The following is a 23,513-nucleotide window of genomic DNA, read 5'->3' as shown; positions in this document are numbered from 1 at the left end:
TTTTTTTCGATAAGTAAAACTTTTATTCTGGAAAGTTAACATTTTTGGTCGATTAAATTGAGCAAACAGCCTTTTTAACTGCCACAGCGTTTTAAAATTATCGTGTATTATTGATTACGTGCTATTACTTAAAATTGATTTTAAATTTTTATCAATATAAAAGTTTTAAAATAAAATTACATATTGATTATTTGCCATTAAACCCTCTAAGATAAAGATTTTTAGGCTAAAAGTTATGGAAAATAAATTAGAATTTATAGTTATTATTTTATCTAAATATTTAAATTTAAAATTTAAGTCTGGTAATAAACCTTTATGTTGTATACGTAAAATTGCGTAATCTAAAAATTAAATAACAGATTAAGGTTAATGTTATATTTTTTACAATTGAATAAAACCAGTATCAGAAAATTAAGCAAAAGTTACAGGTATACATAGATCAGTTTGTCAATCTAAGCAATAAAATCGCATTTATACCTACAGTAGTTAATTAAGTATGATTTTTTAGAGCAAGCTGTTAGCCTCATGGGAAATCAAGGAGATTTAGAGAGAGTTGGATCGCCATTGCTATCCGTTATCGAGGATTTGCATTCCAAATACAAGTTACTGCAAGAAGGTACAGTAGCAAACTACATTCCGGAGCTGGCAAAAGTGAATCCTGACTTGTTCAGCATCTGCATTGTGACTGTAGATGGTCAGGTTTATGAAGTTGGAGATTACGAGCAGCTGTTTACAATTCAGTCAATCTCCAAGGTGTTTGCTTATGGACTGGCTCTTGAGGATCATGGACGAGATTATTTTTTGACTAGAGTGGGCGTGGAACCTACAGGAGACGCATTTAACGCGATTATTCTGGATGAAAAATCAAATCGACCATTAAATCCAATGGTAAATGCAGGGGCGATCGCCACCACCAGCTTAATTAAAGGATCTGATCCAACCGAACGCCTTAACCGGATGTTGGATATGTTCCGGCGATACATTGGCCGTGATGTATTCGTTGATATTTCGGTGTTTACCTCAGAACGCAGTACAGGTCATCGCAACCGAGCAATGGCGCATTTAATGCTCAACTTTGGCATGATTGACCAGAATATTGAGGAATCCTTGGATCTTTACTTCCAACAGTGTGCTGTGATAGTAAATTGCCGTGACTTGGCAGTTATGGCAGCAACTTTGGCGAACAAAGGTAGAAACCCCATTACACAAGAACAAGCAGTAAAAAGCAGTTACATTAAAGACATTTTGAGCGTTATGTACACTTGCGGAATGTATAACTTTGCTGGTGAATGGGCTTATAAAGTTGGTCTTCCTGCTAAAAGCGGCGTTTGTGGGGGAATCATAGCTGTTGTACCGCATCAGATGGGAATTGGAGTATTTTCGCCACTGTTGGATATGCGTGGTAATAGCGTGCGAGGTGTAAAGGTGTGTGAAGAACTTTCCCAGCAATTAGGTTTACATCTATTTGAATGTTCAAATAAGGACTCTAAGCTTGGTGAAAATTTATCTCAATGCCATTTAAAGGATGAAGGATAAAAAATAAATTTTTCATCCTTGCTGAGGTCATTAATAACAATAGCTATTAATGCAGGTACTAGGATTATGAGGTGACACATTTTGCAGGCATAATTTAGTCATTTTGGCTATAGATATGGTTGTGGGTACAGGAGCAAGAATTAGCAAAGTTTAGATTGTTATTGAGAAAATAGCAGCTTGCGGCTCTCTGATATATTGCCTGGGTTTACAATATTTGAGAGCTTGTACCAAATCAACTATATTAGCTGAAACTGATAAAGGTTTAGTGTACGAAATCACAGATTCAATAATAAGGCAATAGTTAAACCCGCAATTAATCAAATCCAATTCCAAATGATACAAGCCACTCCTAGCTGACTGTTAAAAGTTTATGATATTTCCAGAGTTTTTATTTAAAAATTATAATTTTGCTACAAATATTTTGAAACTAAATATACAGTTTTTACTATTTATGTACCATTTAATGGCTTTTTAATTGTAAATTTGATACTTCATAATAACTTGATATTTTTAATTAATATTTAAACGAATATTTTTGTTAATTAATATTATTTAGTTGTAGGATAATCTATATAAACTTACTGTGTCGCTATCAAGACGCTCTGGTTAATATGTAAATTATCTTGGCATATCATGATTACAGCAGTAGACTCTAGAAACTGGCTACAAGAAAGCCGTTATAGTAGTCGGGGTAACTTTTATTTGTTTGCGCCGATGGTCAACTTCAACATCATAGCTGAAGCTGGGGAAACCCCACCTTGATGTGCTTAGACCAAGTTGCCTTCTGTTGTAGTAATGTTTCGTTAGGGGAGATTGCTTCGCTCCACTTTGTTTCGCTCGCAATGACAGTTGCTACTTTTGATTGCAACTTGGTATTAGATATCTGAGAAACTTCCTGGGAGATTTTTCAATATTATATTCGGATACGAGTGAAGGAAATCCACTCATCATTTCGCTGAGTCTGCTGTAATTTTGTGGAATAAGTGATTTTTTCACTGAGTAACTGAAGATAATCACCTGTAGCAATACCAGATTTTATACACTGGCAACCTAATAGATAATCTGATAAAGCGATAATATTTGGTTGTGAATCTATTCCAATTAATAAAAGCTTGTTTCAAATTAGCATCAGTACGAAATTTTAGGATTCTAATAGAAATGCAGGCTGAATCGGTAACTAGAATATCTAATTTTCGGGATATCTTGGATATCATTTTGCTCGATTGCAAACTAGAGAAGATTGGTTTGTAAGCAGTTTTTGTAATTTTGCATTTGCCTAACGTCGCATTAAAGATAAGCAGTACTTGTTGCGGTGAACTGGAAAATCAATAAGATTCATCCGGTTTTTTCCTTGCATTGTGCATATTAAAGTCAAAAAACTACAAAACCAAGGCAGCTTGTTATGTCAAATATTTGCTTTGCCACTTTAGTAAAAGCAAATTAAATATTGGTAAATAGTTTGCAGGAGATTAGCTACATGAATCAATTGCAGAAAAATCATTCTGAGAAGAAACTACATCTTCATTATCTAGATGGCTTACGTGGACTAGCAGCTTTGTATGTAGTACTTGTCCACATTGAACCTTCTATAGGAGAAGAATTGCCAACATTATGGTTATGGTTTGGTAAATTCCTGAGATATGGTGCGTTTGCTGTAGTGATTTTTATTGTACTTTCTGGCTACGGGTTAATGCTGTCAGTAGTGCGCTCTCAAAAGGGTTATGTTTCAGGAGGTTTACTAGATTATATTAAACGGCGATCGCGGCGAATTTTACCACCTTACTATGCGGCTTTAGGTTTCTGTATACTATTAGCGATCGCAATCTTTTTAATAGAACGATTCACACCTTTTCAATGGAATGAGTTTGCAGGAAAAGGGTCATTTGAGCCAAAATTTTCCTTGATTGATGTCTTATCCTACCTGCTACTAATTCACAATCTCAGCCCTAGCACACATATTGCCATTAATCCACCAATGTGGACTGTTGCTAGTGAATGGCAGTTATACTTTTTCTTTCCCCTCTTATTGCTACCTATATGGCGGCGTTTTGGGTTGCTAACAGTTGTTATTAGTGCCTTTTTAATTGGTACAGCACCTTTATATCTCTTGAATAGATTGTTTGAAACAGCCAATCCTTGGTTGCTTGGCATCTTTGCTTTGGGAATGGCAGCAACAGATATTGGATTTTCGCAAAAACCTCAGTTAATTGCGATGAGAAATTCTCTGCGGTGGGATTTATTGGCTATTGTCTTTACTGCTATTGCTTTTGTAACCGAGTGGAAACAACTAGGTTTAGATATCTGGATTGGCCGGAGTTTCTTTGGTTTGGCGGTTGCTTGTCTATTTATTTACTGCACCAAGCTTTCCTTAGATGGAAAAAAGCTACCGTCAATTTTGAGGATATTAGAGCATCCTTGGGCGATCGCACTAGGAACATTTTCTTACAGTTTGTATCTCACTCACGGGCCAATTTTAGTGTTGCTGCGTTACTTCCTTGTTAGCCAACCGTTGTCGCCATTCATGTTTGCAACCTTGTCTTACGTGATGGGTGTGGTAATGTCGCTGGTATTTGCCTATCCGTTTTATTTAATCTTTGAACGCCCATTTATATCCAGTTTCATCAAAAAGCCCAAAGTAAACGATGCTGTAATTTAAATCCAGACACACTTTGTATTGCGGCATAATGTTGAGCTAATTTTGCTCAATCTTCACTATCGACGCTTTGCCTTGGTAGTAGTTGGAACCGAACAATATCATCGAGATAGAGAAAGATATATAGTAAAACCACAGATAAACACAGATAATTTATCTGTGGTTTCAATCTGAAACTTAACCAACTGTAATTACAGTACCTAGACTCTCATTCGCCAACCTATCTACTGCACACACAGCATAGGTTCCCGACCCAACAGCGGCAGAGGTTGTGCCAGCAGGCAAAACTTGCTGAAGTACCCAACTATCACCACTTTGCCGATAAAGCGTCCAGGAACGAATTGGCTGATTATCACCAGGTTGCCAATTGAGTTTGCCGTTATTAAATAGTAGTAGTGTGGGAGGTTTTGGTGCTGTTGTATTCTGCCAAGATAAAGTTGGCGGCAAGGCAGGTTTGTTATAAAGCACACTTTGGAATTTATCAGCAATACCCTGGCTATTGTCCATCAAAACACCTACATTAAAGAAGATATTCCCCAGTGATAATAGTCCTGCTTGGCTACGACTAATTTTTACCTGCTTTTCAATCTCTTCACTTTCCCGACTCTTGTTGCTTGGTTCTGTAAGATTGTTACCAGCGTAAACGTGTCTTTGCTTTGTGTTTATCTGTGTCCACCACTTTAGCAACGCAGAATAACTTTGTTGTGTTTGGTCGTTGCGCCAGTAAAGTTGAGGAGCGATATAATCAACCCAACCTTGTTCTAACCATTTTTTCGCGTCAGCATACAGCACATCGTAGGCATCCAAGCCGGTAGTGCCTGGTGGTTGTCCGGGACGGTAAATACCAAAGGGACTAATGCCAAATTTAACGTAAGGCTTTGTGGCTTTAATTCCTTCATATAGACGCAGTACCATGAGATTAACATTTTCCCGCCGCCAATCACTCAAGCTGAGTCCACCGCCAGCGGCTTTATAAGCTGCGTAGGTTTTGCTATCGGGGAAAGTCTGACCCGATATCGGATAGGGATAAAAATAGTCATCTAAGTGAATAGCATCCACGTCATAACGACGCAGAACATCAATAATGACGTTATAAGCTCTGTCCTGAACAAGTTTCACGCCTGGATCCATCCACAACTGATTACCCCATTGGTAAACAACTTCGGGATTAGTCACAGCTATGTGGGGACGGACATTCGACCCTTGCTGAATGGAAGACTTGGCACGGTAAGGATTAAACCAAGCATGAACTTCTATATTGCGCTGACGGCACTCAGCGATCGCAAACTCTAACGGATCGTAAAATGGTTCTGGAGCTTTACCCTGAGTTCCTGTAAGCCAAGCACTCCAAGGTTCTAAAGTAGAAGCATACAGGGCATCGCCTTCTGGCCTTACCTGTAAAATTAAGGCGTTAAAGTTCAGCGCCTGTAATCGATTGATAATTGCCAGTAGTTCAGATTTCTGTTGAGCAACAGGTAGTCCGGCTTTGGAAGGCCAAGTACTATTCCATACTGCTGCTACCCAGGCCCCGCGAAACTCTCGCTGATGATTTACCTTGACGGTAGTAGGCGTTACTGGGGTGGGTGTTGATGTTGGTGGTATTACCAGATAGGCAGAGGTGATCTTGTCAGCTTGCCCTAGATAAACCAAAGCTTGATAGACTATCACCGCTACATCAGCACGAGTCGCCGCTATATTGGGGTTGAGTATTTTTATATTTGGGTAGCTAACAACTAACCCTGCACTTGTTGCAAGAGCTACCTGGTTTTTAGCATAACCTGCGATCGCAGCTGCGTCTTGATACAATTGCGGCAATGCACTCAACAGGTCAGGTTTTATCTTATTGGCAATCTCTAAGCCGTTGACTATAGCAACTAAAACATCACCCCTAGCGATTCTATCGTTAGGGCGGAAAGTTTTATCGGGGTATCCAGTAATAAATCCTGTTTCATAAGCTTTTTTAATAGCACTTACTGCCCAATGATTAGCAGGCACATCATTAAAAGGGACATACTGTCGCTTTAAAGGTAATGTAAAAACTGCCGCAATAATGGCAGCAAATTCAGCGCGGGTTACTGAGTTATCGGGGCGAAAAGTCCCATTAGGATACCCATTTAAAATACGACGCCCCGATAAAGCTTCAATAAATAAGCGTGCCCAATGGTTTTTAGTATCCGAGAACGGTGTAGGAGTAGATACCATTATTGATTCAGCTAGCTAGCTTTAATTTTGATTATCCTATGTTAATTTAGCAACATCGAAGCGATCGCTGCTCGTATGTCAGCTAACAGACTAAGGTTAATTCAGGCTGAGGCGGTAGCCTTGGTAAGTGTCCGCATTCTTCAGGTAATGCCTGTTAGCTAAGAAGTCTGTCATTTGTAGGATATATCGATGAGCTAATTTTTTGTGCAACTTATGGTTAACATAGTAGGTCAAGTTAATTTAGAAGAATTTTTATCTCTACCAGAAAAATATGCAACCCGTAAGTTTATATATGGTAAAGCGATTCCTAATTTGAAGAGGCAGAATTAATTGAATTTTATTTTTTACTTTAAAACCCGATACGATAAATATTATTTCAGATATTGCTGAAACATAAGTACAGACACTGATAATTAAAGAACAGATTACACAAGAACTAGAAAAATTACCTGAACCGTTGTTGCAATAAATTTTAGATTTTGTTCTATTTTTACAAGCCAAGCACCAGCAGCGTAAAATGCTAGACATTACTATTATGAGTGAACCATCGCTGCAAAAAGATTGGTTAAAACCAGAGGAAGAAGCAGCATGGCAGTATTTATAAGTAATTAATAAAATTATTGAAATTATATAATGCTGAAGTATGTATCATGTATTAATTGGCATTTTACACCAACTTCATAAACTACGTTTATTGTAATATTTTGACTGCGATCGCACTTTTGTTAAGTTGGTTAAAATAAAACTAAGAAAAGTAGTATTGGATTGAAAAAGTGCGAAGAAATCAATTCTTTTACATCTTATTTGTGGTTAGTTTAGTTGGCATCCTTGGCTTTTCTTATGCTAACAAGCGATCGCCTGTCACTAGTTGTCACTCATGGGGATTTATTTCCGCAAAAGCTGAAAAATACTATACGTATCCAGAGAAATTAGTAGTTCAGCCTTGGCGTGGTCAGCATCATGTCTATGGTATCTTTATGGTTCCAAATGGACATACGCCTGACTACTTAATTACAGTTACATTACCAGAAACCAAGACATACTGTGGCACAATAAACTATGGCCGCAGTAATTCTATGGAGGGGATTTCTGCCAAGCCAGGACATTATCTAGTGAAAGGATATTTGAACACAAGGATTGCTCTGTGGTGGATTGCCCACGGAAAAGTAGATCAGTTAAAACAACCGAGTAACTGGAAGTTGGGCTATACCAAAAAAGAGCAAACATGATATCTTTTCACACCAGTATTCCCGCAATACAAGCGGTGATAAAGCCTGCAAGTAAACCACCAATCATCGACTTTACCCCCATACGAGCTAAGTCATGTTGACGATTTGGTGCCATGCCTGCAATGCCACCAATAGTAATTCCAATAGAACCAATATTGGCAAAATTACACAATGCATAAGTGGCAATAATTATCCCTCTTTGGGAAATATTGCCACTGGCAATTAGGGTTTTTAAATCCAAGAAAGCAATAAACTCATTGAGAATCGTCTTTGTACCCAATAAAGCTCCTACTTGTCTACAATCAGCCAAAGGCACACCCATCAGCCAGGCTACAGGAGCCATGATAAAAGACAAAATCCATTGCAAAGACAACTGCGGCAAACTAACTAGTCCTCCCAAGCATCCCAGCAGCGCATTTACAGCAGCTAGTAAACCCAAAAAAGCAATGATCATCACGGCAACGTTAACTGCTAGCTTCACACCGTCAATTGCTCCCGTGGTGGTAGCATCGATTACATTAACGTAATTAGTTCTGACATCAATCTTTGCTTTACCAGCGGTTTCAGATACTTCCGTTTCTGGGTAAAGCAATTTTGATACCACTAAAGAAGTAGGGGCTGTCATAAAAAAAGCAGCAATTAAATGTTCAGCAGGTATTCCAAACGATAAATATGCTCCTAGTACTCCCCCGGCGATTGTGGCAAATCCACCAGTCATCACTGCATGAAGTTCCGATTGCGTCATTGTCGCCACATAAGGTTTAACAATTAGTACTGACTCTGTTGGCCCCAAAAATATATTGCCTGCACAAGATAAAGACTCCGATCCTGATGTTTTCATTGTCTTCATCATTACCCACGCCAGCCCATTCACTACCCGTTGCAAGATACCGTAGTAATACAAGACGCTGATAAAAGCAGAGAAAAAGATAATTGTAGGTAGCACTTGGAAGGCAAAGAAATGATCCTTGAAATTCTCGCCGAAGACAAACTTTGCGCCAACATCAGAAAATGCTAAAAAATTGCTGACTACATCTCCTAGAGATTTAAATATAATTAAACCGCCTGGTGTTTTAAGAATCAGCAGTGCAAATATAAACTCTAACCCCAAACCCCAAGCCACAGTTCGCCAACGCACAGCACTGCGATTGACAGATAAGGCATAAGATATACCGATGAAAACTAATATTCCTAGCGCGGAAATTGCACGTTCCATAATGACTCACAAGTTTGCACTACTAAAACATTAAGCTACAAAGAATACAGAATAATCTGTCTTTTATTAAAGAATTTTGTTAGCAAATATTATTTGATGATGTACTACAATGTATCTCGAAAGTCAAGTAATTAGTTTTTATAAAAATAAATCGATTTTTAGATATCTAGCGCCTAAACAATTGAAACGTTAAAGTGTTCTCTAAGAGTTAACTATCGCCATATTTTTGGAATAACCCTGTAATTATGAAACTGAATGTAATTAACAATTATTGTGAAAAAAATAGCAGCACTTTGGAAGTTAATTCTGTACAGGGAGAAGGTTCAGGGTTTATAATTCAGAGTTAATTTTTTAAAGTTTGTTTATGAACCGGATGTTTCGGCGGTATCATCGCCAAATTGCGATCGCCTTATGCTTGCCCTTATTTTTGACTGTCCTAACTGGAATGGGCTATACAATTGCTCATGAATGGCTGCATCAAGATGAATTAGGCGGTATTATTCTGCGGCTTCACACTCTAGAGATATTACATTTAGAAACAATTTATCCAATTTTAAATGGCTTGGGATTAGTCGGTTTGTTGATCACTGGTTTGAGTATGACAGGTTTATTTAACCAACGCTCAAATCAAAACACTCACGATAGAGGGTAGGGACTTCCAAGTAAAAAAATATTCCATCGTTTTGATGGCAGGGGAGCAGGGAGCAGGGAGCAGGGAGCAGGGAAAGCCGTTTTGAAGGAGTAAAATTGGATAATTTATTTTTTGGAGTTACCCTAGGCTTGTTGCGAAAAATCAAATAAAACTTAAAAGAACCACCGATATTTATCTGTGGTTCGATCTACAAAATATGAACTTATGCAAGAGGTTTATTGTAGCGATATCCTTCTAGGGCGTTGGCTACTTTGGTCTTTGCTCAAGAATAACCCAAATCTCGTGTCGGTAAACCCATGACTGTGCGATAATGAGCTTCGATTTGCGCTACAGTTTGAGACTGGCGCTGAGTATCCCATTGGCTGTGATTGAATAATTCTTGCTGTAAATTCTCAACGTTGATGGTATTAACTTTGCCATTAGCAACAATTTGCTTACCACTTACCCAAGCACTATCAACAACATTAGTAGGACGTCCTAGAACTAACAAACCAATGGGATCTGTACGGGGAAGCAACGATAAATTTTTGAGATCATAAAGTACTAAATCGGCTTGTTTACCCACAGATAAGGAACCGAGTTTATCTCCCATGTTCAGCCCCTTTGCACCTCCCAATGTTGCCATTTCTACTGCTTGTCGGGGTGTAATCCAGTGCTGATAATCTAAATCTGTAATGTTGTGCAAGATAGACCCAATTTTAATTGCTTCGAGCAAATCTTGCGAGTCATTGCTAGAGGCTCCATCACAACCAAAGGTAACATTTACCCCGGCTTGACGATATTTTAAGATTGGGGCAATACCGCTACCTAAACGTAAATTACTCAAAGGGTTATGGACAACTGTAGATTGGGTTTTAGCAAGGATAGCAATATCAGCATCACTCAACCAAACACAATGAGCAAGAGAAGTGCGATCGCCTAAATAACCAATCCGCTTGAGGTGTTCAACAGCAGTACAACCGTATTTCTCTTGGGCGAGTTTTTCTTGGGCTTTGGTTTCGAGTAAGTGAGAGTGACGGCAAAGATTATAGCGATCGCTTAATTCAATGCATCCAGTAAACAAAGCATCACTACATAATTGAATCCCAGTTGGTGCAACTAAAATACTGACACCTTCATCCGGGCGATGAAACTGTTTCACCACCTCTTCTATAAATTCTAATGTTGCCACCGTTGAGCGAAAATAAGGCTCATGAGTTTGTTGTGATTCACCTGATGGGATACCTGCTGTCAGGGATTCATCTTGAATTAAGGGGGCGATAAAAGCGCGAATCCCCACTTCTCTGTAAGCGCGAGTTGCTGTGGCAATGGTTTCTACCTCTTGTCCGGGAATTAACACCAAATGGTCTACTACACTCGTACCGCCAGAAAGTAGAGTTTCTACCGCCGTTCCCAAGGCGCTGAGATAAACCTTTTCTAAATCGAGAGGGGCAAATTCGTAAAGTTCCGCCAACCATAATTCTAAAGGCAAAGGCGGTATTGCTCCTCGTTGCCACATTTCTGAAGAATGGGTGTGGGCGTTGATGAATCCTGGAAGCAACAGCTTATTTGTACCATCAAAGGCAGCGCCAACCACATCTAGATGCGGTGCAATAGCGGTGATTTTACCATCCACAACCTGAACATCAACAGTTGTGTAAGCATCATGGGTGGCAATTAAAACATTTTGGATAGTAAAGTTCACGATTTTAACCTTGATTAAGTAATCGGACGCTTAAGAGAATTTCAAGCTACAAAATATAAAATGGTGTTGGGTATTGCAAGTTTATGAATCAGCCTTTTCGGACATTGGGAGTTGCACCAAATGCTTGGGCAGTGAATCATGCGATCGCAGACATTACTCGTCCGCAAAAGACCCCACAACCCGTTATCTTATCAACAGAAACTAAAACCCTGCGCCTAGACTTGGCCAAAGCCGCCATTATCGTCGTTGATATGCAAAACGACTTTTGCCACCCCGATGGCTGGTTAGCGCATATTGGCGTAGACGTGACTCCGGCGCGTCAGCCCATTGAACCTTTACAAAATTTACTTCCTAAACTCCGTCTGGCTGGTGTACCGATAATTTGGCTAAATTGGGGAAATCGTCCTGATTTACTCAATATTAGTGCTGGCTTGCATCACGTCTACAATCCTACAGGCGAGGGCGTAGGATTAGGTAATCCCTTACCTAGTAATGGTGCTAAGGTACTCATGGCTGGTAGTTGGGCAGCAGCAGTAGTAGACGAACTACAACAACTACCACAAGATATTCGCGTCGATAAATATCGCATGAGTGGATTTTGGGATACTCCCTTAGATAGTATCTTACGCAACCTCGGAAAGACGACACTGTTCTTTGCTGGTGTGAATGCCGACCAATGTGTGATGGCTACCTTGTGCGATGCTAACTTTTTAGGATATGACTGCGTATTAGTCAAAGACTGTACCGCAACCACATCTCCCGAATATTGTTGGCTAGCGACTTTGTACAACGTCAAACAATGCTTTGGTTTTGTGGCTGACTCGCAAGCAATTTTTACAGCATTGCAAACAAATGGCGAGTTCTAATACCTGAAATTTATTTAGTAATCGGTACTTTTGTAGCTAGGTTTACAACTAATAACTCAAGTTTCAGAGCCAGGAAATCATAGGTTTTCAGAATTATCAAAAACTCAAGAGGAGATACATAAATGCACGCTTCTAAATGTGTAATTCCTGTGATCAAGTCTCCGAAAGATTACCAAGTATATCGCATCAGTCCCCAGGACACAAATCGATTAGCAATTATCTTCGATACAGCAAACGCTAATACATCCTTGACTTGTTGTGTGGAAATTTTTGATGCTGGTGGGCAAACTCCACCAAATCGCCACCAATGGGCAGTGGAAATGTTTTTTGTACTCAAAGGTGAAGGAATAGCTGTTTGTGATGGCAAGAAAGTACCAATTAAAACAGGAGATAGTTTATTAGTACCTCCGACTGGCACTCATTTGATTAAAAATACAGGTTCAAGTCGCTTGTACACATTGACAATTATGGTACCAAATGAAGATTTTTCGGAACTAATTCGTAGTGGTATTCCTATGGAGTTGGATGCAGAAGATATGGCAGTGCTTGGGAGATTAGATGCTTTAATGCCTTGTTGAAGAAGAATACAGAATTTAGTAGGGTAGCACAGCTGTGCTACCCTATTGCTTTTTTATAGTCAACTTAACGCAAAACGGGCGGTTAGAAACCGCGTCTACACAAACAAAACCCACCTCCATGGGTTTCAAGACCTTGATTTGACTTTAGTCAGCACAGGCGGGCTTCGTTTGTGTGCAAGATGAACCGCGAATTGCATTCGTCAAGGCTGTATATAGTGCATCTTCATTCAGCTACTCAAACGAGAAAGCAATCAACCATTTTGAAAACCAAAATTTCATTTTGCTTACTAAATCTACCGAAATGAGAAAGCAAACTGGGGTTTGAGAAAACAAAAGCTGATTTTGCTTGCTGAATCTACCGAAATGAGAAAGCAAAAGCTGATTTTGCTTGCTAAATCTACCGAAATGAGAAAGCAAACTGGGGTTTGAGAAAGCAAAACTTAATTTTGCTTGCTAAATCTACCGAAATGAGAAAACAAGCTGGAGTTTGAGAAAGCAAAAGTTACTTTTGAGAAAGTAATTGCAGCTTTTGCTAATTGAATTTAGCCTAAACATGAAGTTTAGATAAAATTCTTTAAAAAATTGCTGATAAATGCTGATTATTTTTTATCAAAGTAGTGTCTACAAGTATAAATTACTACTTTAGTATGAGAATAAGAAAGGCGATCGCCCTCCGCCAAGAGCCGAGGATGTTTGGAAAGGCATAAAGTATACTAAAAACCCCCATTCCCTACAAGGGAAGCGGGCTAGGGGGGTTAGGTTTGAGAGACTTTAATGTTAATAACAATACTTTTGAAACAACCTCTAAAAGTATTCATCCTATTCCGCCTTCTAAAACGTAATTTTTGCTGTGGGGGAGATAGCGAATAAAAATTGTGAAATTACGTTTCTAAATGCAAATTGGTATCATGTAGAGACGCAATTCATTACGTCTGAATGCTGATTTGCGGAATTACAGGTTTGTAAAGTGAAGAATACCTCAATTGATGCCGAGAGTGCTGGAAGTTAGGGTAAAAACCAATGCTGTGGAATGTTTTACAAGCAATTCGCCGTCAGATAACTCAAAAGCTAGGATTATCCCCGTCCAAAAGTAGCACAGACGCAAACACAACCCCTATATCTGACCCCCAGCTTGAGTTTTTATCGCAGGTACTTAAGGCTACAGCAAACAGTGACGGCGATGCCAAGGTGATACACCCACTGCTGAAAGCGAACCGAGACAAGCTAGACATGAACTTTGCCCAAATTTTACGCAGTTGGGCAATGGCAACTCTACCAGACTTAGAAATAGACACAGCACGAAGTATTTCATTAGTTATTATCAATTTCAGTAACCGGATGTGGGATTTTCCCTTGGGGAACCGGGCGAATAATCTGGAAATTGCCATCACAGGTTATGAAATTGCACTCACTGTTTTTACCCAGGATCGCTTTCCCATAGATTGGGCAATGACGCAAAACAACCTGGGTATTGCTTACTGGAACCGCATCCGATACCAATATAGAAGTAGAAACAGTTGCGCGTTACTTCCACCCCACCACTGTTTTAAAAAAAGCCCAAGCCACCAAACAAGCTTTTTCGCAAGCCGTGGCAAATTCGCCGGATGTGCAAGTCGTTCACCTTTCTTGTCACGGCTACTTTGATATTGAATCGCCTGTAAATTCTGCCATTGCTTTAGCTGATTGTGTTTCGTCCACCTTCCATCTTAGCTGTCGGTACTGGCATTGGCGCAGGTGGAATCATGGCATCTAGTTACACCTTGGTGGAAGTGGGAAATGATCCTATCCTCAAAGCTTTGCACACTCCAGTGGCCAATCGCTTTACCGCATCCATCACCTACAGTTTACTTTTTGGCTTCGCTATAGGAATCTTGATTTGGGGTTGCGATAAACTTTGGCAGTCCCATAAGCAAAGACGGCAGCAATAAGCCCAAGATTATCATTCATGCTTAAAGTCCTCCCCAAACAAACTGCCTCCATGCACACCCGCGATGGTGTACGCCTAGATGCAGATATCTATCGCCCGGATGCTGAAGGTGAGTTTCCGGTATTATTAATGCGACAACCTTATGGTAGAGCGATCGCATCTACTGTTGTTTATGCCCATCCTACTTGGTATGCTGCCCACGGCTACATTGTAGTAATTCAAGATGTCCGAGGGCGAGGCACTTCTGAGGGAGAATTTAAATTATTTAGTCACGAAATTGCAGATGGTGAAGACTCAGTAAATTGGGCAGCAAACATTCCTGGTAGTAATGGCAAAGTCGGAATGTATGGCTTTTCCTATCAAGGAATGACTCAGCTATATGCAGCCGCTAATAAACCAGCAGCCTTAAAAACAATTTGCCCCGCCATGATTGGCTATGATTTATATGCTGATTGGGCTTATGAAGGAGGCACATTCTGTTTACAATCTAACCTTGCTTGGGCGATTCAATTAGCTACAGAAACCGCCCGATTAAGAGGAGATAAAACAGCGCATCAAGCATTATTTACGGCTTCTCGCAATTTGTCTTTAACTAATCCAGAAATTCTCCAACATCTTGCCCCTGAGTCGTTTTATCATGAGTGGCTAGCAAATTCCCAACCAGATGCAGCTTACTGGGAAGAACTTTCGCCCAAACGCTACTTGCAAACTGTTGACTTGCCCATGTTCCACATTGGCGGATGGTTTGATACCTATTTGCGAGGAACTCTGCATTTATATAAAGATATAGCAGGCCGTAGCCATACACCTCAACACCTGTTAGTCGGGCCTTGGGCACATTTACCTTGGGGTCGTAAAGTTGGCGCAGTTGACTTCGGCCCAAAAGCCGCTAGTCCTGTAGACAAAATGCAAGTTCGTTGGTTTGACCAGTTTCTCAAAGATGTAGATACAGGGTTATTACATGAATCTCCCGTTTGCCTATTTGAAATGGGAACCAATATTTGGCGGACTTTCCCCAATTTCCCTACACCAATGTACAAAATTTACTTTTTGTCAACCACCGGACTAGCCAGCATCCGCGAAGACTCTGGAACCCTAAACCCCAGTCCCCAGCCCCCAGTCCCTAATACCTTCGACGTATTAGTTCACGATCCTTGGCGACCAGTTCCAGCTTTGGGTGGTCATGCAGCGCTTCTGGCTGGTATGTTTGAGCGATCGCACCTTGATTCGCGTTCAGATGTATTAACTTACACTAGCGAAACGCTAGCCGCAGACTTACATTTAGCGGGGGATGTGGTTGTAGAAATTTGGTGCAGCGCTGATCAACCTAGTTATGATTTGTGTGCAGTGCTTTCAGAAGTACATCCTGATGGACAAGCGTATAATTTGACTCAGGGTTATGTTCATTGTCAAGCTGGGGTGAATCCCTTACCTACAAAAATTCAATTGCAAGCGACTTGTGCGCGAATTGCCAAGGGTAATGCTTTACGTCTCAGTTTGAGTGCGGCTTGTTTTCCGGCCTACGCTATGAACTCTGGAACTGGTGCGGTAATTAGTAGTGAAAGTTTATTGGATGCTCAAGTTATCACTTTAACAGTGAGTTGTGGAGGCGAAGCTATTTCGCAAGTGTTGTTACCTGTGATTTGAATTTTGAATTGGTAAGTAGTTGGACAAAAATAAATTTATTCGTGGAGACAGGGAACAAGAAAATGTATGTAATTAATTGTGTCTAAGTTCTATTATCGGTCTGCATCTGTGGTTCGATATAAAAAATTTAGACTCATGCAATCAATTTAACACCTAGTTTGGGCACAACCAGGGAAATTAAAATCTTTTTCCCAGTCCCCAGTCCCCAATCCCCAGTCGCCACTCCCCAATCCCCAACTTAACCCAACTTGAATTGACTAACTAAATCCATGATTTTTTCAAATTGAAAATTATGAGCTAAGTCAAAAAGAGATGTTTTTAATACAGCATTTTCAACAGGAAGTTCCTCAAGCAAAGCTATGATTAAGTCATCACTGCATTGTGCAGCGGCATTATATAGCTGTGTTACCCATTCAGGTGATATTTGAGATAACAAAGGCACTAAATCAGAAGTCGTTAAAATTTGTTCTGATGAGGTTTGACTTAGATTTACTATTTGATTGTTATCTTCTTGATAAAGATATCTTACCCCTAAATATTTGCTCAATTTTTCTAAAAGTATTTCCTCTCGAAATGGCTTGTTAATTAAATCATCACAACCTGCTTGGAGTATTGCTTCTCGTTGTTCCTCAAAAGCATTGGCAGTCAAAGCAATAATAATGGTATTAAGTATTGGGTAATGAGTACAATTTTCAAGTTCCATTTCTCTAGCTTTGATAATTCTTGTGGCTTCATAGCCATCCATAATTGGCATCCGCATATCCATAAAGATCAGGTGTGGTTGCCATTCCATCCATTGGGCGATCGCTTCTTGACCATTGGCAGCTTCCCGCACTACAAAGCCGATAGCTTTTAAAAGTTTAACTCCCACAAGACGACTATCTTGGGCATCGTCAACCACTAAAATGCGATATTCTGGTTGAGCGGGTGCTAAACCAATAACTCGGCGTTGATTGTGCTGAATCGGAATTTCCCTAGCTGCGGTGAGACTGATTTGAATATTAAAGGTAAATCTGCTGCCTTCACCCAAAACGCTAGTAACATTAATATCCCCACCCATCAGTTGTACATATTTGCGGCTAATTGCTAAACCTAGCCCTGTTCCTTGTTGTGATTTTCTTCCGGTTTCGGTTTGCCCAAAAGCTTCAAAAAGTAAGTCCATTTCTTGAGGATCAATACCAGGCCCGGTGTCTTGAATTTCAAAAATTAGGGATTGGGTACTCGGAAGAGTCTGTTTCTTAGTCCCTAGCCGCCAGTCCTCAGCCCCTTGTTTCACTCTTAACGTTACGCTACCACTATCAGTAAATTTGATAGCATTTCCCAAGAGGTTAAGTAAGACTTGCAGCAGTTTACTTTCATCGGTTTGCACATATTGAGGAAGATCGGGAGCATAATCAAATATTAGTTGTATGTTTTTAGAAGTTGCTCGAAAGCAGAGGATTTTTTCCAAGCTTTCTAAAAGCCGAATTAAATCAAAATCGTTAACATTTAAGGTAGTTCTGCCAGCTTCGATTTTGGACATTTCTAAAATGTCATTAATCAAGTTGAGAAGATGTTCACCAGCACGATTAATTATTGCGAGATTCTGCTGATGCTCACCAGATAAGGAATCCTCATGGCTCATGACCTGAGTGAAACCCAAAATGGCATTAAGCGGGGTACGTAGTTCATGACTCATATTGGCGAGAAATTCACTTTTAGCACGATTGGCAGCATCAGCAGCGATCGCAGCTGCTTGTAATGCTTGCGACTGGCTTTGAGTTTGTGCTAGCAGCTGTGCTTGTTGCAAAGCAACTCCGAGTTGATTGCCAATTTGAACTACAACATTGATTTCTTCTGTTTTCCATTGGCGGGGGCCAGAATTTTGATAAGTTGCTAATAACCCCCAAAGTTGATTACCCCATAAGATGGGAACAGTAATATAAGCTTTGGCCTGAAAACGCTCTAAAAGGCTGATATAAGAAGGTTGAAAGTCAGCTTGGTAAATGTCACAGACACAGGAGAAACTTTCACCTTGGCTGTACACACTGCTTTGGTTTGTTTGCAGATAAGTATTTTGTATTTCCTTATCTACATTATTCAAGATTGTTTTGATGCAATCGGCATCTTCTAGTGCGTTGTCTGTGAGGCTGGGGTCATATTTTTGGGTTTCAATCAAAGAAATCCAACCACTTCCCACCGACTCGGAAACAAACTCGCCACTCCAGTCGGGATTGAAACGATAAACAACGACGCGATCGCAGTTGAGTAATTGCCGTAATTCTTCGGTTGTCGCCGCAAATATAGTTTCTAGATCCAATGTCTGGCGCATTCTCCCAATTACTTGGGCGATCGCTCTTTCTCGTTCGGCACTTTCTCGCAAAGCTTCTTCTGCCAGTTTTCTTTCAGTAATATCTGTAACTGTGCCGATGTAGCCTTTAATTTCTCCATCATCGCCATTTTCTGGCAATGCTTGACAAATTACCCAGATGCATTTGCCATCAGCACGAAGAAAGCGATGCTCGTGCTTGTATAATGTTTGAGATACGGCTGCTTGCCGCGATGCTTTCAAAAGCTCTTTGCGATCGCTTGGATATATCGCCTTTGTCCAACCTCTTCCCAAGGACTCTTCTAAAGAAAGTCCAGTGATATCACTCCAGCGTTGATTTAAATATAAAATATTGCCATTGACATCTGTGTGGAATATACAAGCGGGAGAAGCTTCTGCTAAAAGTTGATACCGTTGCTGACTTTCTTGTAAAGCCAGTTCTGCCAGCTTACGAGCGTTTACATCTGCCCAATAACCAACGAATTCTATCGGATTGCCAGCTTCATCGCGGATTAACCTAATTTGTTCATATAACCAGTGGTAAGTTCCATCGGCGTGCAAAAAGCGGTACTCGTAAGATTTGGATTCCTGCTCAATTAGCTGCGAAAATTGTCTTAATATATACTCAGCATCTTCTGGGTGGACGTGGCGCAGCCAGAAACTAGAATCTTCGACAAATTCCCGTGCTTCGTAGCCAAGCATTGTCTTCACGTTCTCACTCATAAAACTAGTGCCAAAATCACCTAATGTTTTGCAGCTATAAATCACTACAGGGCTAGAGGTGAGTAGATATTGTAGGCGTTCATTGGCTAAACGCAATTCTTGTTCTGCATATTTGCGGGCGCTAATCTCTAGAATGACTGTGCCAACACCAGAGGGGCGATCGCCTTCACCAGGAATAGGAAAATAAGAAGTTAGGAAGTGACGGATAATGTCTGGCTCTTTGGGTAAGGGAGTGCTAACTTCTATATTGAGAATAGCTTTACCAGTTAAAAGCACCTGTTCGTAAAATGGTGCAACTAAGGGTGCTATTTGGGGTAAGGCTTCATGGAGAGTTTTACCAATATGCTCTGTTTGAGATAGTCCGTTCATCTCTGCCAACAGTTCGTTGATTTGTACAAACCGTAATTCGTTATCTAATATATTCATGCCAACAGGAGCACTACAGAAAAAAGCATTGAGGCGGGCTTCTCTTAAAGCTAGTTCTCGTTCTAGGGTTTTGCGTTCTGTGATGTCTTTGTGCGTACCTGTCATTCTTAGCGGCGCACCCCAAGTATCGCGCTCAACAATCTGACCGCGAGACTGAATCCACTTCCATTCTCCAGAGGCGCAGCGCATCCGAAATTCAACTTCATAAACTAGCTTAGTACCTTGTAAATGAGCATTTAAGGCTGATTGAACTGCGGTCAAATCTTCTGGATGAACTAATTGCTCAAAGGCTTGAAAATCATCCCCTAGTTCGTTTTCTTTGTACCCAAGCATTCTTTGCCATCGCCAGTCACGGTAGATTTTGTTATTAGTAACATTCCAATCCCATAGTCCCAAATCGCTAGCTTCTAAAGCGAGTTGTAAACGTTCTTCGCTCTTTCTGTGGGCGGCTTCTACCAGTTTGCGCTCAATTAGCGCACCTAATTGAGCTGCAACAGCACCTACTAGCAATAGCAACCGCTTGTCTACTATCGCTGAACTACTTTTAAAAAATACCAAAACAGCCAATACTTTGTTACCAGCCAAAATTGGAACGCCAAAGCCTGCTTTTAAACCTACTTTTGCTGCTTGTGGCGATCGCAGAAAAATCGGTTGTACAACGCTAGAAACATCATCTATCCATTCTGGCTGCCTACTTTGCCAAACTCGCCCCGGCAAACCTATGCCCAGAGGCAATTTAATCGTTTTGCTTTGCAGACAAAATTCTTCTAAATTGCTAGAGTCTTCATGCCAGCCTAGACTATGTTCTAAAACAGTGCCATCATCACTAGGTATCCATGCTTCAGCAAAATCCCAACTAATATTGTGACAAATTAATCGCAGGACAAGTGCTAAAGCATTGTTAACGTCAATAGCGCGAGTGATGGCTTGGGTTGTTAACAGCAACAAACGGCTTTCATTTTCTGCCTGTTTGCGCTCAGTAATATCTTTAGCTGTGCCAAGTATATATTGTTGCCCATCAATGACAATAATTTCTGCACTAAATAAAGTTGTCTTAACTTCTCCAGTTGCAGTGCGAACATCAACCTCATGATTGCGAATGGTTTGGGTCTGTTGCAGGATTTGGGAAAGAAAAGCATATTCTTCTTGATTTACCCAAATCTGCAATTCCTGATTGGTACGACCGATGACCTGAGACCGAGAATAACCAAAAAACTTGCAAAAACTATCGTTAACTTCTACATAGCAGAAATCCGGAAACGTGCTTAGTCCAATCGGGTCAGGAGATGACCTAAAAGCTGATCCTAACTTTTCTTCAGAAACCCTTCTTACTAGTTCTGCGCGTTTGCGTTCTCTAATCTTGCTAGCTGTGCCTGTTATCCCTACAATTAAACCATCTTCATCTCGCAAGGCGATCGCATTCATCATTAGCTCAAGGAGACTACCATCTTTAGCTCGACAGGTAGTTTCATGTTGAAAGACAGACTCTCCATTGAGCAGGTTAGCGAAAAGTTCCTGAGTCTGAGCAACTTGGTTAGGCCAGATGAAGTCAGTAAAGTTACGCCCAATTATTTCTTGGGGTTCATAACCGTAAAACTGTTTGACAGCAGAGTTGACAAAGGTAAACAATCCATCTATATCCACCGACCAAATCATGTCTTGTGAGGTCTCCACTAGATGGCGATATTTACTTTCACTGGCTTTCAGGGCAGCTTCTACTAAACGACAGTCTCGAATTTCTTGCTGGAGTTGGAGATTTTGCCTGTCCAGTTCGGCACGTGCTTGTTTTTCTTGCTCTAGTAGCTTTTGAATAATCAGTAAATTTTCTATACGTACTAAAATCTCATCAATTTTTAAAGGTATAAAAATATAATCAAAAATACCCAATTCAAAATTTTTGATTTTTTGAGGTAATTCGTCTATATCACCAATAAAAATGATGGGAATATTCTCTGTTTGTTTCTGATTTTTCAGATATGGTAAAACTTCATATCCATCCATTTCCGGCTTCGTAACGTTGAGCAAAATCAAATTTGGAGGAGAAGCAAGTACTGTATTGATTGCCATCTGCCCGGAAAATATTCTTTGTACTTGATACCCTCGATCGATGAAAATATCGGATAAAAAATCTAAAGTTTCTAGCTGATTATCAATTAACAAAATCTTTATTTGCTGAGTATCGATGGACATATGAGTTTTTGATTTTCTTTTCAATCATTGAAAAATACTTAAGTAAAACTGATAATTATATCAAAACGAATATGTCTAACCCAATCTTGCAAAGCCTGATTTCAAGACATATGATTGTCTGCTATCTCTGCAATAAGCTTGTGAAACAACTTCCTAATTACTTTATTAAATGCAAAATCTCAGCCCTTCATCACTTTCTGGGCATAGTAGTTAATTGATGCAAGAAAAACAAAGTTTATTTTGTTCACAAGATAAAACCTATAAGCAGTACAAGTGTTAGTGAAGTTTGGCAATTTTTTATAAATATAACCCACATTTAAATGTTCAGTCATCCTTGATTTGCTTGTTATAGATTCCTATAAATTTAAGATAATATTAAATTATCTTTAACTTAATTTATATATTAAGTAATAAATCAAGTTTGAAGTATCATAATTACTAAGTTAAGCGAAAGTATACTGAGATTCAGACTCTAAATTTTTAGAAAACCAAATTAGCCAATAATTTTTGATATCGCTATATGAATGTTCAGTGATGGAAGAAGTATGAGGGTAATGTAATCTACACAACATTCTAAGATGAGTTTTGCTCCGTCTTTACTCATCATGCTTTCCGACAAACTACGTTGCTCAAAAATAGCAAGATTGTAGCGATCGCCCATAAGTGGACTCGTGTTATCTATGAATAATTAATTTATATCTAATTTTGAGTGAATAAATTTTAAGAAGCAATAACTTAGATTGTTTAAAATAAACTTTTATTATATAACCTCTTGTATAAAAAAGAATCTACTACTATATTGACTGGCTTAGAACTTCTTGAAAAATCAAAAATATAGATGGAGGATTAATTTTGGAAATACAATGGGGATTTAATTTTTTATCTAAATTGATTCAGGTTGAGATTTGGATATTTCTTGTGGGGCTGATGTCTTCTGTATTTTTTCTCATCATAACAAAGAAAATAAATTTCAGAGGATTGCTGTTTACAAAAGCAAGCAATCGAACTTATAGCCCAGAACGATTGCAACTATTGATATTCAGTTTGATATTTGTTGTTTATTACCTGCTTGACGTTAGACATAACTTGAATTCATGCCAACTTACAAACTTTCCATGTAAAATGCCACAAATCCGCACAGAATTTTTATTTGCATTAGGAGGAAGCAACTTTGCCTACCTTTGGGGTAAGTTGTCTTCAATTATCAGAGAGAGGAGGTCAGAACGTGCCTAGTATTAATGACCTTTTCGTTGTCTTGGCGCTTGTGATCGGTTGCCTTATTACTATCTTTGTTGCCGTTCTAGAAATATTTATCCTAATATTTATTTGGGAAGGAACTTGGAATTTAAAATCAGGTAGAAGGCGAGGAATTAATCTAGCTAAGTTGATTAGTGAAAGCTCAGGTGATGCAAGTTTAGCACGTTTTCAACTCTTAATTTTTACCTTTGTCATTTCAATGAGTTTGGTTTTAATCATCACTAGTACCAAACCACCTTCGTTTCCATCCTCTATTCCAGATCAAATTTTGGGGTTATTGGGTATCAGCAGCACTTCCTACGTTCTCGGCAAAGCTTTACAAACCCAAATAAAAGAGCCGCCAGAAACATTGCTTCCCACAGAGCCACCACCACTACCAGCAGAACCACCCTCTGATTCACATCTTTAGTTATCTGCAA

At 39.7% G+C, this 23,513-nt stretch carries 16 protein-coding genes; 11 read left to right on the top strand and 5 right to left on the bottom strand.

The genetic code is table 11. The annotated features are described in order from the left end of the window. The first annotated feature begins 525 nt into the window (after window positions 1-525). The 3 genes from glsA (at window position 526) to AC5JL8_RS36570 (ending at window position 4,192) form a co-directional block, all read left to right on the top strand. Window positions 526-1,536 (top strand): glutaminase A, encoded by a 1,011-nt coding sequence (gene glsA, locus AC5JL8_RS36580; RefSeq protein ID WP_495884582.1) that lies wholly within the window; start codon window positions 526-528, stop codon window positions 1,534-1,536. Window positions 1,537-2,169: 633 nt separating this feature from the next. Continuing rightward, window positions 2,170-2,298 (top strand): hypothetical protein, encoded by a 129-nt coding sequence (locus AC5JL8_RS36575; protein ID WP_495884581.1) that lies wholly within the window; start codon window positions 2,170-2,172, stop codon window positions 2,296-2,298. A gap of 715 nt (window positions 2,299-3,013) precedes the next feature. Continuing rightward, the gene (locus AC5JL8_RS36570; RefSeq protein ID WP_495884580.1) at window positions 3,014-4,192 is read left to right on the top strand and encodes an acyltransferase family protein; all 1,179 of its coding nucleotides are present in this window, start codon (window positions 3,014-3,016) and stop codon (window positions 4,190-4,192) included. A 174-nt stretch (window positions 4,193-4,366) separates the two neighbouring features. Here AC5JL8_RS36570 and AC5JL8_RS36565 read toward each other — a convergent pair whose 3' ends face one another. After that, complete coding sequence (locus AC5JL8_RS36565) at window positions 4,367-6,391, bottom strand: glycoside hydrolase family 10-like protein (protein ID WP_495884579.1); 2,025 nt, start codon at window positions 6,389-6,391, stop codon at window positions 4,367-4,369. 806 nt (window positions 6,392-7,197) lie between these two features. Here AC5JL8_RS36565 and AC5JL8_RS36560 point away from each other — a divergent pair. After that, window positions 7,198-7,620 carry a hypothetical protein gene (locus AC5JL8_RS36560; RefSeq protein WP_495884578.1) on the top strand — a complete coding sequence of 141 codons (423 nt, stop codon included), beginning with the start codon at window positions 7,198-7,200 and terminating at the stop codon, window positions 7,618-7,620. A gap of 7 nt (window positions 7,621-7,627) precedes the next feature. Here the strand turns inward: AC5JL8_RS36560 and AC5JL8_RS36555 are convergent, their stop codons facing one another. Then, window positions 7,628-8,836, bottom strand: coding sequence for a NupC/NupG family nucleoside CNT transporter (locus tag AC5JL8_RS36555; RefSeq protein WP_495884577.1), 1,209 nt, complete (start codon window positions 8,834-8,836; stop codon window positions 7,628-7,630). A gap of 364 nt (window positions 8,837-9,200) precedes the next feature. Between AC5JL8_RS36555 and AC5JL8_RS36550 the strand changes: the two genes are divergently transcribed. Next, the gene (locus AC5JL8_RS36550; RefSeq protein WP_495884576.1) at window positions 9,201-9,488 is read left to right on the top strand and encodes a peptidase; all 288 of its coding nucleotides are present in this window, start codon (window positions 9,201-9,203) and stop codon (window positions 9,486-9,488) included. Window positions 9,489-9,750: 262 nt separating this feature from the next. On the opposite strand, the gene AC5JL8_RS36545 is transcribed toward AC5JL8_RS36550, so the two are convergent. Then, window positions 9,751-11,172 (bottom strand): amidohydrolase, encoded by a 1,422-nt coding sequence (locus tag AC5JL8_RS36545; protein WP_495884575.1) that lies wholly within the window; start codon window positions 11,170-11,172, stop codon window positions 9,751-9,753. A gap of 83 nt (window positions 11,173-11,255) precedes the next feature. Here AC5JL8_RS36545 and AC5JL8_RS36540 point away from each other — a divergent pair, with 83 nt between their 5' ends. Both AC5JL8_RS36540 and AC5JL8_RS36535 read left to right on the top strand, forming a co-directional pair. Further along, window positions 11,256-12,038 (top strand): cysteine hydrolase family protein, encoded by a 783-nt coding sequence (locus tag AC5JL8_RS36540; protein ID WP_495884574.1) that lies wholly within the window; start codon window positions 11,256-11,258, stop codon window positions 12,036-12,038. A 122-nt stretch (window positions 12,039-12,160) separates the two neighbouring features. Beyond that, complete coding sequence (locus tag AC5JL8_RS36535) at window positions 12,161-12,616, top strand: cupin domain-containing protein (protein WP_495884573.1); 456 nt, start codon at window positions 12,161-12,163, stop codon at window positions 12,614-12,616. A gap of 1,061 nt (window positions 12,617-13,677) precedes the next feature. Here AC5JL8_RS36535 and AC5JL8_RS36530 read toward each other — a convergent pair. After that, window positions 13,678-14,004 carry a hypothetical protein gene (locus AC5JL8_RS36530; RefSeq protein WP_495884572.1) on the bottom strand — a complete coding sequence of 109 codons (327 nt, stop codon included), beginning with the start codon at window positions 14,002-14,004 and terminating at the stop codon, window positions 13,678-13,680. An 83-nt stretch (window positions 14,005-14,087) separates the two neighbouring features. Here AC5JL8_RS36530 and AC5JL8_RS36525 point away from each other — a divergent pair, with 83 nt between their 5' ends. Genes AC5JL8_RS36525 through AC5JL8_RS36515 form a run of 3 tightly spaced genes read left to right on the top strand, consistent with a single transcriptional unit; the run spans window position 14,088 to window position 16,190 of the window. Continuing rightward, window positions 14,088-14,369, top strand: coding sequence for a CHAT domain-containing protein (locus AC5JL8_RS36525; RefSeq protein WP_495884571.1), 282 nt, complete (start codon window positions 14,088-14,090; stop codon window positions 14,367-14,369). Then, a complete protein-coding gene (locus AC5JL8_RS36520; protein ID WP_495884670.1) occupies window positions 14,302-14,544 on the top strand; it encodes a hypothetical protein in 243 nt (80 codons plus the stop codon). Before AC5JL8_RS36525 ends, AC5JL8_RS36520 begins: the two co-directional genes overlap by 68 nt. A 17-nt stretch (window positions 14,545-14,561) precedes the next feature. Continuing rightward, window positions 14,562-16,190, top strand: coding sequence for a CocE/NonD family hydrolase (locus AC5JL8_RS36515; protein WP_495884570.1), 1,629 nt, complete (start codon window positions 14,562-14,564; stop codon window positions 16,188-16,190). A gap of 238 nt (window positions 16,191-16,428) precedes the next feature. Here the strand turns inward: AC5JL8_RS36515 and AC5JL8_RS36510 are convergent, their stop codons facing one another. After that, a complete protein-coding gene (locus AC5JL8_RS36510) occupies window positions 16,429-21,837 on the bottom strand; it encodes a PAS domain S-box protein (RefSeq protein ID WP_495884569.1) in 5,409 nt (1,802 codons plus the stop codon). A gap of 1,225 nt (window positions 21,838-23,062) precedes the next feature. Here AC5JL8_RS36510 and AC5JL8_RS36505 point away from each other — a divergent pair. Then, entirely contained in the window at window positions 23,063-23,503 is a 441-nt protein-coding gene (locus AC5JL8_RS36505) for a hypothetical protein (RefSeq protein WP_495884568.1), read from the top strand. Window positions 23,504-23,513: the final 10 nt, after the last annotated feature.

The organism is Mojavia sp. (genome assembly GCF_059505145.1).
Note: the sequence above shows the minus strand (reverse complement) of the source record. Positions and strands in the feature narration are given on the sequence as shown.

What these genes read in the sequence shown, in the direction of transcription:
- glsA (WP_495884582.1), top strand. Translation starts at nt 526, where the DNA reads ATGGGAAATCAAGGAGATTTAGAGAGAGTTGGATCGCCATTGCTATCC.
- AC5JL8_RS36575 (WP_495884581.1), top strand. Translation starts at nt 2,170, where the DNA reads ATGATTACAGCAGTAGACTCTAGAAACTGGCTACAAGAAAGCCGTTAT.
- AC5JL8_RS36570 (WP_495884580.1), top strand. Translation starts at nt 3,014, where the DNA reads ATGAATCAATTGCAGAAAAATCATTCTGAGAAGAAACTACATCTTCAT.
- AC5JL8_RS36565 (WP_495884579.1), bottom strand. Translation starts at nt 6,391, where the DNA reads ATGGTATCTACTCCTACACCGTTCTCGGATACTAAAAACCATTGGGCA.
- AC5JL8_RS36555 (WP_495884577.1), bottom strand. Translation starts at nt 8,836, where the DNA reads ATGGAACGTGCAATTTCCGCGCTAGGAATATTAGTTTTCATCGGTATA.
- AC5JL8_RS36550 (WP_495884576.1), top strand. Translation starts at nt 9,201, where the DNA reads ATGAACCGGATGTTTCGGCGGTATCATCGCCAAATTGCGATCGCCTTA.
- AC5JL8_RS36540 (WP_495884574.1), top strand. Translation starts at nt 11,256, where the DNA reads ATGAATCAGCCTTTTCGGACATTGGGAGTTGCACCAAATGCTTGGGCA.
- AC5JL8_RS36535 (WP_495884573.1), top strand. Translation starts at nt 12,161, where the DNA reads ATGCACGCTTCTAAATGTGTAATTCCTGTGATCAAGTCTCCGAAAGAT.
- AC5JL8_RS36530 (WP_495884572.1), bottom strand. Translation starts at nt 14,004, where the DNA reads ATGGCAATTTCCAGATTATTCGCCCGGTTCCCCAAGGGAAAATCCCAC.
- AC5JL8_RS36515 (WP_495884570.1), top strand. Translation starts at nt 14,562, where the DNA reads ATGCTTAAAGTCCTCCCCAAACAAACTGCCTCCATGCACACCCGCGAT.
- AC5JL8_RS36510 (WP_495884569.1), bottom strand. Translation starts at nt 21,837, where the DNA reads ATGTCCATCGATACTCAGCAAATAAAGATTTTGTTAATTGATAATCAG.